The 13,888-nt window shown below is 69.8% G+C and carries 11 protein-coding genes; 4 read left to right on the top strand and 7 right to left on the bottom strand.

The window, feature by feature from the left end; genetic code table 11:
- Nucleotides 1–265: 265 nt before the first annotated feature.
- The 6 genes from purM to FHU35_RS17605 form a co-directional block, all read right to left on the bottom strand.
- Nucleotides 266–1,378: a phosphoribosylformylglycinamidine cyclo-ligase gene (gene purM / locus FHU35_RS17630; protein WP_145741011.1), complete on the bottom strand. Its 1,113-nt coding sequence runs from the start codon at nt 1,376–1,378 to the stop codon at nt 266–268.
- An 82-nt stretch (nt 1,379–1,460) separates the two neighbouring features.
- Nucleotides 1,461–3,065, bottom strand: coding sequence for an amidophosphoribosyltransferase (purF, locus tag FHU35_RS17625; protein WP_186459479.1), 1,605 nt, complete (start codon nt 3,063–3,065; stop codon nt 1,461–1,463).
- 121 nt (nt 3,066–3,186) lie between these two features.
- A complete protein-coding gene (locus FHU35_RS17620) occupies nt 3,187–3,576 on the bottom strand; it encodes a sterol carrier family protein (protein WP_145741009.1) in 390 nt (129 codons plus the stop codon).
- Between the two features lie 187 nt (nt 3,577–3,763).
- On the bottom strand, nt 3,764–4,561 hold the full coding sequence (locus FHU35_RS17615; protein WP_145741007.1) for a helix-turn-helix domain-containing protein: 798 nt from the start codon (nt 4,559–4,561) through the stop codon (nt 3,764–3,766).
- 271 nt (nt 4,562–4,832) lie between these two features.
- Entirely contained in the window at nt 4,833–6,005 is a 1,173-nt protein-coding gene (locus FHU35_RS17610) for a S8 family peptidase (RefSeq protein ID WP_145741005.1), read from the bottom strand.
- Nucleotides 6,006–6,294: 289 nt separating this feature from the next.
- Nucleotides 6,295–6,714 carry a PRC-barrel domain-containing protein gene (locus FHU35_RS17605; protein WP_145741003.1) on the bottom strand — a complete coding sequence of 140 codons (420 nt, stop codon included), beginning with the start codon at nt 6,712–6,714 and terminating at the stop codon, nt 6,295–6,297.
- 183 nt (nt 6,715–6,897) lie between these two features.
- Between FHU35_RS17605 and FHU35_RS17600 the strand changes: the two genes are divergently transcribed.
- Entirely contained in the window at nt 6,898–7,470 is a 573-nt protein-coding gene (locus FHU35_RS17600) for a type VII secretion system-associated protein (RefSeq protein ID WP_145741002.1), read from the top strand.
- A 126-nt stretch (nt 7,471–7,596) separates the two neighbouring features.
- Entirely contained in the window at nt 7,597–9,477 is a 1,881-nt protein-coding gene (locus tag FHU35_RS17595; RefSeq protein ID WP_145741000.1) for a glycoside hydrolase family 15 protein, read from the top strand.
- On the opposite strand, the gene FHU35_RS17590 is transcribed toward FHU35_RS17595, so the two are convergent.
- A complete protein-coding gene (locus FHU35_RS17590) occupies nt 9,453–11,618 on the bottom strand; it encodes a putative bifunctional diguanylate cyclase/phosphodiesterase (RefSeq protein ID WP_186459478.1) in 2,166 nt (721 codons plus the stop codon). The two genes, FHU35_RS17595 and FHU35_RS17590, sit on opposite strands and share 25 nt — an antisense overlap.
- Nucleotides 11,619–12,034: 416 nt before the next feature.
- Between FHU35_RS17590 and FHU35_RS17585 the strand changes: the two genes are divergently transcribed.
- Together FHU35_RS17585 and FHU35_RS17580 are read left to right on the top strand one after the other, a co-directional pair.
- Nucleotides 12,035–12,823 carry a lysozyme gene (locus FHU35_RS17585; RefSeq protein WP_145740997.1) on the top strand — a complete coding sequence of 263 codons (789 nt, stop codon included), beginning with the start codon at nt 12,035–12,037 and terminating at the stop codon, nt 12,821–12,823.
- Nucleotides 12,824–12,884: 61 nt separating this feature from the next.
- The gene (locus FHU35_RS17580; RefSeq protein ID WP_145740995.1) at nt 12,885–13,886 is read left to right on the top strand and encodes a pentapeptide repeat-containing protein; all 1,002 of its coding nucleotides are present in this window, start codon (nt 12,885–12,887) and stop codon (nt 13,884–13,886) included.
- The last annotated feature ends 2 nt before the right edge of the window (nt 13,887–13,888 follow it).

Genomic DNA, 13,888 nt, shown 5'->3' with positions numbered 1-13,888 from the left:
TATCTTGTCCTCTCTCCATGGCTGGGTTGCTTGGCGGTGCGAGTAGGGGAAACCTGAGCGGCTCCGTGGACTCCGCGCGCCACTCCTGATGTATGCCAATACACGGCGTCGCGGCGTGCTCGCCACGAAGCCGCTCAGAACCCCCGGCGGTGCCAGTTGCTCAGGTGGGGCAAGGAGAAAGCGACTCCGTCGCTTGCCTGACGTCCATACGTTGCGCAAAGAAGGGCCGTGACTCTCTCGGAGTCACGGCCCTTCTTGGTGTTGGTCAGAAGCGGGGGTGGTTTCCCCTGAGGATCACCCGGTCGTCCTCGGTGGTGCCTTCCACCGTGGGCTGCTTGGCGACCTCGCCGAGGACCCACGCGGGCACGTGGCGGGCGGTGAGGACGGCCAGGGCGCGGTCGACGTCCTCGGCCGTGACCACGGCGACCATGCCGATGCCCATGTTGAAGGTGCGCTCCATCTCCTCGGCCTCGACCCGGCCGCGCTGGGCGATCATCCGGAACACCGGAGCCGGTGTCCAGGTGCCGCGGTCCAGCGTCGCGGTCAGGCCCGACGGGATGACGCGCGCCAGGTTCTCCGCGAGGCCACCGCCGGTGACGTGCGCGAACGTCCGCACCTCGGCCTCGGCGGCCAGCGCCAGGCAGTCCTTGGCGTAGATCCGGGTCGGCTCCAGCATCTCCTCGCCGAGGGTGCGGCCGAACTCCTCCACGTGGCCTTCCAGCGGCACCCGCGCCAGGTCCAGCAGCACGTGCCGGGCCAGCGAGTAGCCGTTGGAGTGCAGACCGGACGAGCCCATCGCGATGACCACGTCGCCCGGGCGGACCTTGTCCGGCCCCAGCATCCCGTCGGCCTCCACGACGCCCACGCCGGTGGCGGAGATGTCGTACTCGCCGGGGGCCATCAGACCCGGGTGCTCGGCGGTCTCACCGCCCAGCAGCGCGCAGCCGGCCTGCACGCAGCCCTCGGAGATGCCCTTGACCAGGTCCGCGATCCGGTCCGGGACGACCTGGCCGACGGCGATGTAGTCCTGCAGGAACAGCGGCTCGGCACCGGCGACCACCAGGTCGTCGACGACCATGGCCACCAGGTCGATGCCGACCGTGTCGTGCTTGTCCACCGCCTGCGCCACGGCCAGCTTGGTGCCCACGCCATCGGTGGAGGAGGCGAGCACCGGTTCCTTCCAGCGGTCGAGCTTGAGCTGGAACAGGCCCGCGAACCCACCGAGGGAACCGAGCACCTCCGGCCGGGTCGCGCGCTCCGCCCAGGGGCGGATCTTCTCCACCGCCTCGTCTCCGGCCTCGATGCTCACTCCCGCCGCGGCGTAGGTGGCCTTCGGGGTTTCGGATTGGGCAGACCCTGCGATCAGGTCTTCGGACACGACTGGCTCCACATCTAGTGCGATTTGCGATTCGCCGGACGCGCAATCCTGGCACGGCCAACGCTACGCGGCGACGGTCAGGTCAAGGCCGTTGCAGCGCGTCTTCCGCCCCGTAACCGCTGGGCAACACGGGCGTGGCCGGACCAGCCACACCGCGCTCGGTGCTGAGTCCCTCCAGCAGGTACTTGCCGATGCGCGCGTCGTCGGGCAGCGGGATCGGGTACTCGCCGTCGAAGCACGCAGCGCACAACCGGTTGCGCGGCTGCTCCGTGGCGCCGATCAGGTTGTCCAGCGAGACGTAGCCCAGGCTGTCGGCGCCGATCGAGCGCCGCACGCCGTCGTCGTCGACGCCGTTGGCCACCAGCTCGGCGCGGGAGGCGAAGTCGATGCCGTAGAAGCAGGGCCACTTCACCGGCGGTGAAGCGATCCGCACGTGCACCTCGACGGCCCCGGCCTCGCGCAGCATCCGCACCAGCGCGCGCTGGGTGTTGCCGCGAACGATGGAGTCGTCGACCACGACCAGCCGCTTGCCCCGGATGACCTCGCGCAGCGGGTTGAGCTTCAGCCGGATGCCGAGCTGGCGGATCGTCTGCGAGGGCTGGATGAACGTCCGGCCCACGTAGGAGTTCTTCACCAGGCCGTTGCCGTAGGGGATGCCGGAGGCCTGGGCGTAGCCGACCGCAGCCGGGGTGCCCGACTCCGGGACGGGGATGACCAGATCGGCGTCCACCGGGTGTTCCTTGGCCAGCTTGCGGCCGATCTCCACGCGGGTGCCGTGCACCGTCCGGCCGGAGATCGTGGTGTCCGGGCGCGCCAGGTAGACGTACTCGAACACGCAGCCCTTGGGCTTGGGGCTGGCGAAGGACTGCGACCGCAGACCCTCGGCGTCGATTGCCAGCAGCTCGCCCGGCTCGACCTCGCGGACGAAGGACGCCCCCACGATGTCCAGCGCGGCGGTCTCGCTGGCCACCACCCAGCCGCGCTCGAGGCGGCCGAGCACCAGCGGGCGAACGCCCTGCGGGTCGCGGACCGCGTACAGCGTGCCCTCGTCGCAGAAGACCATCGAGAACGCGCCCGAGACGGTCGGGAACAGCTCCATCGCGGCCTGCTCCAGGCCGATGTCCGCGGCCTTGGCGGCGAGCATGCCGGTGACCAGGTCGGAATCGCTGCTCGCGCGCTCGCAGCCGTTGGCGGGGGACGACAGGTTGCCGCCGTCGACCCGGCCGAACTCGCGGGCGCGGTCCAGCAGCTCAGCGGTGTTGACCAGGTTGCCGTTGTGGCCGAGCGCGAGGCCGCTGCCCGCACCGGTGGCGCGGAAGGTCGGCTGCGCGTTCTCCCAGGAGCCCCCTCCGGTGGTGGAGTACCGGCAGTGCCCGACCGCGACGTGCCCGTGCAGCGAGGCGAGGGTCTGCTCGGTGAACACCTGGCTGACCAGGCCCAGGTCCTTGTAGACGACCACCTGGGAGCCGTCTCCGACGGCGATGCCGGCGGCTTCCTGACCCCGGTGCTGGAGGGCGTAGAGCCCGTAGAACGAGAGCTTGGCGACTTCCTCTCCAGGGGCCCAGACGCCGAAAACGCCGCATTCCTCGCGCGGGATGTCCCGCTCCAAGGCCTCGGGCGAGGTGTCGAAGGTCGGAAAGGGCAGGTCCGTTGTCGTGCTGGCGTTAGCCGGACGGTCGGTGACCACCGAAAACTCCCTGGATGACGGAGTCGGAGTTACACCTCAGTGTAAGACCCTCGAAACCTGGGGGAACCCCACCCGAAGCGTGTCAGCCATCTCATCACAACACGTAGCAGCTCGGAGCCCTTCAGCTGCTCTCCACGCGGACGATCGGGAGCCATCGGGAGACGTCGGAGCGGGAACCGGAGGCCGTCAGCAGGCCGTCAGCGACGGCCTCCGACCAGGTCAGACGGCCGGTCGCGAGCAGCAGCCAGGTTCGCGCGTCGGTCTCGACGACGTTCGGCGGGGTGCCTCGGGTGTGCCGGGGGCCTTCGACGCACTGCACGGCCGCGAACGGCGGGACCCGCACCTCGACCGTGTTGCCCGGGGCGACCTGCTCCAGCGTGCGCAGGCTCAGCCGCACGGCCTTGGCCATCTCGGGCCTGGCGGGGCGGTGCTGCGCGTCGTCGAGCCACTCGCGCACGGCGGTCACCGCCTCGCGCACCTCCCCGGGATCCACAGCACCGCGCTTCGGCATGCCCCGGAGTCTAGTGGTCCCAGTTTTAGTCATAACTGAGCCGACATTTCGGGCGCGAAGGGTCCTCGGTTTGGACTAAAACTGGGACCGGCCGTGCGACTTCGCAGGTGAGGCGGCTAAGCAGCGACCGTGCGCCCCGGTGCCGGTGCTCAGATGTGCAGAACCGGTGCCGAGGCGCCTGATCGATTCACAGCCAGCCGAGCTTGACCGCCTGCATCCCCGCTTGGAACCGGGTCTCGACGCCCAACCGGGAGATCAGCTCGCGCACCCGGCGGTGCGCCGTGCGAGCGCTGAAGCCCATCAACCGGCCGATGGTGTCATCGGTGGCACCCGAGGCGAGCAGCGACAGGATCCACCGCTCCTCCTCCGTGGGCCGCAGCTCGTTGCCGTCGAGGTCCTGGTTGGCGGTGAACGGCGCCGCGTAGCGCCACAGGTCCTCGAAGATGCGGGCGATCGCCGCCAGCATCGCCGAGCTGCGCACCACGACCGCGCTCTCCACCGAGGTCTCAGTGACGGTCAGCGGCAGCAGCGCGATCTCGTTGTCCACCATGATCAGCTTGGTGGGCGCCACGTGGATCACCCGCGCCTGCTCGCCCAGCGCGACGAGCTTGGTGGTGATGTCCAGCTGCGGCGGGCGTGCGAGCGCCGAGCGGTCGTAGAGGACCTGGTACCGGACGCCTTCGGCGAGCTTGCGCGATTCCAGGGAGTCCAACGTCCCGGTCTGCGCGTAGGGCGGCTTGGCGACGCCCTGGACCAGGTGCGTGGCGCTCGCCTGCAACTCGTAGGCGGCCCAGCCGACCCGCTTGGCCCCGTGCACGACCTGCAGCACTCCACCGCTGCCCGCCTGCGCGCGAGCCGCTCGGGTGACCGAAGCGACCTGCGCCTGCACGGTGCGCTGGCTGAGCTGCTCCGGCGCGACCGGCCCGCCCGGCTCGGCGACCTCGGTCGACGCCTTGGTCAGTTCCTCTGTGTATCCGGGTAACACGGCACATCCCTCCTCGATGTGCCCCGGCGAAACCCGCCCCGATCAGGCGCGGGAATCGCAATGGACACTGAGCTCCCCCTGTTATTGGGCAACGTATCCACCGGGAGCAACCGCCGGAACCGACTTTCGCCGGACAAGTGGGGCGACGAACGTGTTTACGCCCGATCAGCGGAGTCCCGATACCCCCGAAAAGCAGCGCCTCTCACGCAACGCGGGCCCTCCCTGAAGCGCTCAGGAAGGGCCCGCGACGGCGCTCTATCGCGTCAGGCGATCACAGCTCGCCGATCTGCAGCAGGTCGGTGAGGGTGCCCTGCGGGGCGCCCTGGACGACACCCGCGGAGGCCTGGCCCTGCAGGCCCTTGATGACGTCGGCCGGAGCGGTGCCCGGGTTGGCGCCCAGGAACAGCGCGCCGACGCCGGCCACGTGCGGGCTGGCCATCGAGGTGCCGCTCATCGCCTCGGTGCCGCCACCGGGGACGGAGGAGACGATGTCCACGCCGGGGGCGTAGCCCTCGACCGTGGCGCCGAAGTTGGTGAACTCGGCGGAGGTGTCGGTGTTGTCCGACGCGGCAGTGGTGTACACGCCCTCGGCGCTGGCCGGGGACACCTGCTCGGCGTCCTGCGACTCGTTGCCCGCGGCGACGGCGAGGAACACACCGCTGTTGACGAGGTTGGTGGCCGCCTCGTCGAGGGCCGGGTCCTTCGGACCGCCCAGCGACATGTTGGCGACGGAGTTCTCGTCGTGGTTCTGCGCGACCCAGTCGATGCCGCCGACGACGGACTCGGTGGTGCCCTGGCCCTGGTCGTCCAGGACGCGGACGCCGACGAGCTTGGCGGCCGGGGCGACACCGACGGTGTTGCCACCGATGGTGCCGGCGACGTGCGTGCCGTGACCCTGCTTGTCGAGGCCGTCGCCGCCGGTGGCGTCGAAGCCGACCGAGGCGCGACCGCCGAACTCGGGGTGGTCGGGCGCGATGCCGGTGTCGATGATGTAGGCGGTCACGCCCTCGCCCTTGCCGTTGGGCGTGTAGCTGTCGTCCAGCGGCAGCTGGGGCTGGTCGATGCGGTCCAGGCCCCACGACCCGGCAGCGGCCGGCTTGACGTTCGGCTCGACCGCCATGCGGTAGCTCTGCGAGATGTTCTGCACCTTGTCGTTGGCGCGAACTTCCTGCAGCTGCTCGGGCGTGAGCTTGGCGGAGAAGCCGTTGATCGAGCTGGTGTAGGTGTGCCGGGCCTGAACGCCCAGCTCCTCGGCGATGCCCTGCGGGGCGATGCCGTCCTTGAGGTTGACGATGTAGACGTCCGCGGTGTCCTTCGTCTGAGCCTGCGGGTGCAGGGTCAGCGGTGCCAGGTCGGCCTGCGGTTCCGCGCCGGCGGGAGCTCCGGCGAACACGAGTGCCGCTGCGGCAACCCCTGCCCCGGTGCCGAAGAGCAGCTTCTTCATGCGTTCCCCTCCTTCAAACGGTTCCGCTCGGGTGGGGCCGAGCGGAGGTGTTTCAAGGCGGAACGTAACCAGCGAGCCCACTCGTATGGGCGACGTTGGCGAATTTGCGCCAAACAATCGGACGTTGGGGTTAACGCTTTCCCAATCGGGCGCTTCCTACCGGGAATGAGCAGCTGAAACCGTGGCTAGCACAAGGGGCCGAACGGCACGGCGATCGCCGGATTTCCCAGTTGTTACCCGCAAGTAGAGGTAACAGTCCGTACTCAATATAACTGAGGGGGTGGACGCCCTACCGGGTAGCGGCTACCCAGCGCCGCAACCGCAGCCGGACCGACTCGACGTACTCGTCGCCGGACTGCGCGGTCTCGCCCTCCCCGGGCTGGGGCTCCACGCCGTAGGTCATCCCGTAGTAGAGGAACAGCGCTCGCTCCGTCGCCAGCGGCAGGTCGCCCTTCTCCAGGTCGACCCGCGGCGCCTGGCGCACCGCGTCCTTGCCGACCGAGACCGTCAGCGTGTCGCCGTCGAAGGCGGCGCCGTCGAGCGGCACGAAGCTCTCGTTGGTGCCGAACAGACCGGTTTGGACCGTGATCCACGCGGGTTGCTCGGTGTCGTCGTCGATGAACAGCTGTCCCACGATGCCGATTCGCTGTCCTGCCGGGTCGAAGACCTCGCACCCGAACATGCGCAACGCTTCCCGCTGACCGATCATCGAACGCCCCTCCCCGAGAACCCCGGAGACCAAGTCTCCCCCGCCATCGCGCGAGACGGCACCTCAAAACGGCGGACTGACCTCTTCGGACCACTCCGGGCGAAGAATGGGACCCTTCAACGGGAACGCCCACCACTCGCGGGCGTTCTCCTGTCCAGCCGAGCTGATGGAGTCGCCAACCCCATGACCGAACCCACCCCGCCGATCACCGACGAGATGCGTGCGCACGCCCAGGAGAACCCCAGTACCTGGCTGTACATCGCCGACCCCGGTTACGCGCAGGACGAGGAAGGCGACATGCCTCCGGAGGGCGTCGTCGGCGCGTACCGCATCGACGAGAACGGCGTGATCGACGAGGAGTTCCAGTTCAACGAGCAGTACGTCCCCTCGGACCTGATGCTGCACCGGCCGGAACCGAGCAACGACCTGGAGCGCGTGCTCGACGAGATCGCCGACGGCGAACGCCCCGAGGATGACCTGCCCCAGGCCGTCCTGGACGGCGAGGTGATGCTCTACGCGCCCTCGGCCGAGGACCGCAACGTCTACACCGCTGAGATGTCCGACGGCACCACGCTGGTGCCCGCCTGCACGTCGGCCTCGCGGGTGCCCGAGGACTGGCCGGGCTTCCGCACGGTTCCGGGTTCCTGGCTCCCCGACGTCCTCGGCGGCTACGACCTCGGGCTCAACCTGCACGAAGCCGTCCAGGCCGTGATCCCCAACGGCGTCCTCGTCCAGTTCGCCGAAGATCAGGGCTGAGCACCGGCGGAGACCGCTCGTCTCGCTCGGCGGGGCGAGCGGCGAAACCCGAGGTGCCGCTCCCGGGTCGCGTGGCGGAATCTCAGCGGCTACCGTCGCGCTCCGGATGACCCTAGGGTCGGCAGGATGACAGGCCCGGGCCTCATCGAGGACTACGCGTTGCTCTCCGACCTGCGCACGGCCGCGCTCGTCGGCAAGGACGGCTCCATCGACTGGTTGTGCCTGCCCCGGTTCGACGCTCCTTCCTGCTTCACCCGGCTGCTGGGCGGCGAGCGCGACGGGCACTGGTCGATCGCCCCGACCGGGTCGGTGCAGGAGGTCCGCCGCCGGTACCGGGACAACTCCCTGGTGCTGGAGACGGAGTTCCAGACCGACACCGGGGTGCTGCGGCTGATCGACTTCATGCCGCCGCACGAGGTGAACCAGCACGACGAACCGTGCGTGGTGCGGATCGTCGAGGGCGTGTCCGGCGAGGTCGACTTCCAGCTCGACTGGGTGCTGCGGTTCGACTACGGCGACTCGGTGCCGTGGGTGCGTCGGGTCCGCGAGACCGATCCGGTGCTCGACGAGTACGTCCTGGGCATCGCGGGTCCGCACACCGTCGTGCTGCGCGGCGAGGAGCTGCCCACTCGTGTCGACGACGTGCGCGCGCACCGCTACCGCGGAACGATCTCCGCAGGTCAGCACATGGCCTGGGTGCTGCAGTGGGCCTCGGACCCCGACGTGATGCCCGCACCGATGAACCCCGAGCAGGAACTGCAGGAGTGCGAGGACTACTGGCGGCAGTGGTCCGCCAAGATCGTCTACAGCGGTCCGCACGGGACGGCGGTGCGCCGCTCGCTGGCCACCCTCAAGGCCCTCACGTACTCGCCGACCGGCGGCATCATCGCCGCACCCACCACGTCGCTGCCGGAAGCCGTTCCCGGCAACCGCAACTGGGACTACCGCTACTGCTGGCTGCGCGACGCCACGCTGGTGCTGCTCGCGCTGGACGACCTGGGCTGCACCGCTGAGGCCGAGGCGTGGCGGCGCTGGCTGGTCCGCGCCGTGGCGGGCGACCCCGCCGACCTGCAGATCATGTACGGCGTCGGCGGCGAGCGGCACCTGATCGAGTGGGAGGCCGACTGGCTGCCCGGTTACCGGGGCAACGGCCCGGTCCGGGTCGGCAACGCCGCCTACCGGCAGACGCAGCTGGACGTCTACGGCGAGGTGATGGACGCCCTGCACCTCGCCCGCGAACGCGGGCTGGTGGAGAGCGCGGACTCGTGGGCGGTGCAGCGCGGCATGCTCCACCACCTCGCACGGATCTGGCGGGAGCCCGATCGCGGCCTGTGGGAGGTGCGCGGACCGGACCGGCACTTCACGCACTCCCGGGTGATGGTGTGGGTCGCGTTCGACCGCGCGGTGCGCGCCGCCGAGGAGGACGGGCTGCCCGGCCCGGTCGAGCACTGGCGAGCGCTGCGCGACGAGGTCCGCGACGAGGTGCTGAGCCGGGCGTGGAACCCGGATCTCGGCGCGTTCACCCAGTTCTACGGCGGGACGGAGCTGGACGCGTCGGTCCTGCTGCTGCCGTCGGTCGGCTTCATCTCCGGCGAGGACGAGCGGATGCGCAGCACCGTCGACGCCATTCAGCGCGAGCTCCAGCGCGGGGTGCTGGTCGACCGCTACACCACCACCGACCAGCCGAACGAGGTCGACGGGCTCGCCGGGCGCGAGGGATCGTTCCTCGCCTGCTCGTTCTGGATGGTCGACGCGCTGGCCTACTGCGGTCGCCGCGACGAGGCGGTGCGGATGTTCGACGAGCTCATCGCCATGGCCAACGACGTCGGCCTCTACGCCGAGGAGTTCGACGTCGAGAGCGGGTGCTTCACCGGCAACTTCCCGCAGGCGTTCAGCCACCTCGCCTTGGTCAACTCGGCCGCGGTCCTCTACGGCGGCCGGACCCGCGAGCAGAAGTCCCGGCGCAACGGCACCGCCGCCGCTCAGTCCAGGTGGGACGAGATGTAGTCGGTGACCGTTCGGGGATCGCCGGGTTTCGCGAAGAGGTAGCCCTGACCGGTTTCGCAGCCGATCTCGGCCATCCGGCGGGCCTGGGCCTGGGTCTCCACGCCTTCGGCGGTGACGGTCAGGCCCAGCGTGTGCGCCAGGTCGACGAGGGTGCCGACGATGCGGGCGTCGACCGGATCGGCTCGCTCCGCGTCGCGCAGGCCCTCCATGAAGGACCCAGCGATCTTGAGCTCGTGCACCGGGAGGTGCCGCAGGTAGGCGAGGTTGGAGTAGCCGGTGCCGAAGTCGTCGATGGCGATCCGCACGCCCATCCGCGACAGCGCCCGCAGCTTGTCCAGCGGTTCGTCCGCAGTGGACATGATCGTGCTCTCGGTCAGCTCCAGCTGCAGCCGGTGCGGGGCGAGGCCGGTCTCCTCCAGGATCGCGGCGACGTCGTGGACCAGGTTCGGGTCGCGCGACTGCCGGACCGCGAGGTTCACGCTGACGAACGGCGCTCCGTCGCCGAAGCGGTCCTGCCACCGCTTGGCCTGCTTGCAGGCCTCGCGCAACACCCACCGCCCGAGCGGGACGATCAGCCCGGTCTCCTCGGCGAGCCCGATGAACTTGTCCGGTCCGAGCCTGCCGAGATCCGGATGTCCCCAGCGCACCAGGGCTTCGACGCCCACGACCGAGCGGTCCCGCAACCCGATCAGCGGCTGGTAGTCGACGTAGAACTCCTCGCGCTCCAGGGCTGCGGGCATCGAGGCGGCCAGGCGGAGCCGGGCGACCTCGGTGGCGTTGCGCTCCGGGTCGAACTGCGCCCAGCGGCCCTTGCCCTCGGACTTCGCCCAGTACAGCGTGACGTCGGCATCGCGCATCAGCTCGGCCGCGGTCTGCTCGGCGACCTCGCGCTCGACGATCCCGACGCTGGCCGAGACGGTCAGCTCGTGGCCGTCGATGTGGATCGGCTCGTCGACGGCCGCCAGCACCCGCTCGGCGATCTCGAGGGCCTGCTCCGTCCCGCGGGAGTTCTGCAGCAGGATGACGAACTCGTCCCCACCCATCCGCGCGACGAGCCGGTCGTCGCCCTGCACGGTGGCGGCGAGCCGCTCGGCGACGGTCACCAGCAGGTCGTCGCCGACGTGGTGGCCGAGGCTGTCGTTGATGACCTTGAACCCGTCGAGGTCCATGTAGCACAGCGCGATCCGGTCCTCCGGATCGTTGCGCTTGAGCACGGTTTCGAGCCGGTCGAGGAACAGCGCCCGGTTCGGCAACGTCGTCAGCGGATCGTGCATCGCCTGGTAGCGGAGCCGTTCCTGCAGCTCACGGCGGTCGGTGACGTCTTCGATCAGCGCGACCTGGTACAGCGGCTTGCCGTCGTCGTCGCGGATCAGGGACACGAACAGCTCGGTCCACACGGTCTTGCCGCTGGGCCGCGAGAACTGCTTCTCGACCCGGAACTGCTCGCGCTCGCCGCGCATGAGCTCGTCGTAGAGCCGCCAGACCCGCTCCGGATCGGCGGGGTGAACCATGTCCTCGACCTGCATCCGGCGGAGGTCGTCGGTCGGGCGCCCGAGGATCCGCGCCAGCGACGCGTTGATCTCCAGGATGCGGCCCTCGATGTCGGCGATGCCGATGCCAATGGCCGCCTCGGAGAAGATCGCGCGGAAGCGGGCTTCGCTGGTGCGCAGCGCCAGCTCGACGGAGTCGCGCGCGTCGAGCACGGCCTGCCGGATGGCTTCCTGCTCGTCGAGCGTGCGCTTGCGCGCCGCCTGCACGAATCCGGAGCACAGCGCGGACTGCAGGGCCGCGATCCGGCCGCGCCACACGGGGTCGTCGCCGAGCCGGAGGACGTCGAGGAGTTCGGCACCGATGAGCTCCACGGTGCACGCGAGCGATTCGGAGCCGGTGAAGTGCAGACCGACGAGGTCGACGCCCACCTCGCGGGCCGGCGACGCGTCGAAGGGCTCGCCGACCAGCGCGTCGACCAGGCGGTCGGTGAAGCCGTGCAGACGGCCTTCGACCTCGGCGCTGGTCATGGGCACGTAGCTGGTCCCGATCAGCGCCTGCGCCCAAACCGCGGCGAAACGTCGTCGATCGGTTCGATTCACCTTGGCGGCCACCTCATGAGCGCTGGGCACCGGCGCGGTCCAGCCAGTCATGCCTGGGCGCCCTCCACTCGTCGTCCTACCTGGGCCGTACCCCGTCGAAGCGTACGACCGGTCCAGCATGGCGGTCGAACATCGTGTGCGGCACCCGGAGCAGCCGTGACACCTGTGTCTGGCGGCCATCTGGGTGGCCTACGTTCACATCACCGCTACCGTCCGCGATCAGTTCATCGATGAACGGCGACGGAGTTCGGTCCCCCACTAGTAGACGCTCAACCCACCATAAGAGGTTGCGTTGGCAACTCCTCGCCAAAACGCCTGTTCGGGTGCCCCGCAGCTGTACGGATTGAGCCGATCCGGTCAAAAACTAACACAGCATCTTCCGCCATCAGAAAGCGTTCGCCACACTTTCGGGGCACGATGCGTAGCCGGCCGACATGGCCCACGACTATCCGTAATGCGAGGTCTCGATGACGCGACGCGGTCGTTCAGCCCTGGCAACGATGGTCGCGCTGGCGTGCGCGGCTCTGCCGATCCCGGCGCACGCGGGCCCGGCGATCACCGATGACGACAACGCCACGCTGGGTTCGCAGATCCGCAAGTTCGAGCCGGTGGACCTGCTCCCGCACCTGGACCTGGACCCGCTGGCCACGGTCGCGGGCATGGACGTCGCCAGCTACCAGGGCAACGTCGACTGGCCCGCCTGGTACGGGCAGGGCAAGCGGTTCGCCTTCGTCAAGGCGACCGAGGCCACCAGCTACACCAACCCGTACTTCCCGCAGCAGTACACCGGGTCCTACGACGTCGGCATGATCCGCGGCGCCTACCACTTCGCGATCCCCAACGCCTCCACCGGAGCCGACCAGGCGAACTACTTCGTCGACAACGGCGGTGGCTGGACCGGCGACGGCCGGACGCTTCCCGGCGCCCTCGACGTGGAGTACAACCCCTACGGCGAGACCTGCTACGACATGAGCAGGGAAGCGCTCACCGCGTGGGTCAAGGACTTCAGCGACACCTACCGCGCGCGCACCGGCCGGTTCCCCGTCATCTACACCAGCACCAACTGGTGGAACCAGTGCGTCGCCGGGTACTTCGGCACCACCAACCCGCTGTGGGTCGCCCGCTACGCCGACGCCCCGGGCGAGCTCCCCACGGGCTGGCTCGCGTGGTCCTTCTGGCAGCACACCTCGGACCCGCTCGACCAGAACCACTTCAACGGACCCATCACCTCCCTCCAGGCCCTCGCCCGCGGCTGACTACTCGCCGTCGGGTGGGAGGGGGTGCGAGCAGTCGATCTCGTCATCGACAATCACCGTCATGGGTGAGCGGAAGATCGGGTTGGTGCTGACGATCGCGCTCGCGGTCGTCGTGCTGTGCGGGGTCAGCGCAGCGCTGTTGCTCTTCGACCCGCGGACCACCGGCGCCGACGCGCTGCGCACCGGAGGTCTCGCGGCCGGATCGGTCGTGGCGCTCTACGCGCTGTGGCTCAACGACCGGCGCCGCCGGGTCGAGGAGGAGCGGCAGACGCTGGAGCGCAGGCGGACCGACCTGGAGCGCGACCGCGTCGCCGACGAGCGCTTCGCGCGAGCGATCGAGCTGCTGGGGCACGAGACCGACCAGGTCAGGGTGGGTGCGCTGCACGCGCTGGCCGGGCTGGCGCACAGCAACCCGGGGCAGGTCCAGACCGTCCTCGACGTGCTCTGCTCCTACCTGCGCCGCCCGTTCCAGCACCCGCGCTACTCGTCGTCGTCGACGGGCTGGACGCCGGAGCAGTCCGACGAGGCTGAGCGGCAGCTGCAGGTGCGGCTGACCGCGCAGCGCCTGATCGCCGACCTGCTGCCCGGCGCGGACGACATCGACGCGCCGGTCTACGACCTGGACCTCACCGGGGCGACGCTGGAGTACTTCGAGCTCTCCGACCGCAAGGTCGGCACCGTGCTGCTGCGCTACGCGCACCTGTTCAGCAGCAACAACCTCAGCCGCAGCGTCTTCCACGGCCACGTCTACTTCAGCAGGAGCACCTTCGGAACCGGCCGGCTCAGCGGCCGGTTCCGCTGCGACGACGCGGTGTTCCACCGCAGGGCGTGGTTCCCCGGGGTGCACTTCGGCGGCCCGGTTCGCTGCCAGCGCAGCACCTTCCGCGGACCCGCGAAGTTCGCCGACAGCACCTTCACCGACGAGGTGACGCTGGCCGGGTCGGCCTTCGAGGACCTGGCGGACTTCGACGGCGTCCTCTTCCAGCAGGCCCCGAACCTCGACGGAACGAGCGGGGCGGGGGAGGTCCCGACCGGAACCTCCCCCGCCCCGCAGCAGAGCTGACC

The sequence above is a fragment of the Saccharopolyspora dendranthemae genome, from assembly GCF_007829955.1.
Classification (GTDB): domain Bacteria; phylum Actinomycetota; class Actinomycetes; order Mycobacteriales; family Pseudonocardiaceae; genus Saccharopolyspora; species Saccharopolyspora dendranthemae.
Note: the sequence above shows the minus strand (reverse complement) of the source record. Positions and strands in the feature narration are given on the sequence as shown.

Excerpts from the sequence above, each read along its gene's own strand:
- FHU35_RS17620 (WP_145741009.1), bottom strand. The coding sequence starts at position 3,576 with ATGCCGAAGCGCGGTGCTGTGGATCCCGGGGAGGTGCGCGAGGCGGTG.
- FHU35_RS17610 (WP_145741005.1), bottom strand. The coding sequence starts at position 6,005 with ATGAAGAAGCTGCTCTTCGGCACCGGGGCAGGGGTTGCCGCAGCGGCA.
- FHU35_RS17605 (WP_145741003.1), bottom strand. The coding sequence starts at position 6,714 with ATGATCGGTCAGCGGGAAGCGTTGCGCATGTTCGGGTGCGAGGTCTTC.
- FHU35_RS17600 (WP_145741002.1), top strand. The coding sequence starts at position 6,898 with ATGACCGAACCCACCCCGCCGATCACCGACGAGATGCGTGCGCACGCC.
- FHU35_RS17595 (WP_145741000.1), top strand. The coding sequence starts at position 7,597 with ATGACAGGCCCGGGCCTCATCGAGGACTACGCGTTGCTCTCCGACCTG.
- FHU35_RS17590 (WP_186459478.1), bottom strand. The coding sequence starts at position 11,618 with ATGACTGGCTGGACCGCGCCGGTGCCCAGCGCTCATGAGGTGGCCGCC.
- FHU35_RS17585 (WP_145740997.1), top strand. The coding sequence starts at position 12,035 with ATGACGCGACGCGGTCGTTCAGCCCTGGCAACGATGGTCGCGCTGGCG.
- FHU35_RS17580 (WP_145740995.1), top strand. The coding sequence starts at position 12,885 with ATGGGTGAGCGGAAGATCGGGTTGGTGCTGACGATCGCGCTCGCGGTC.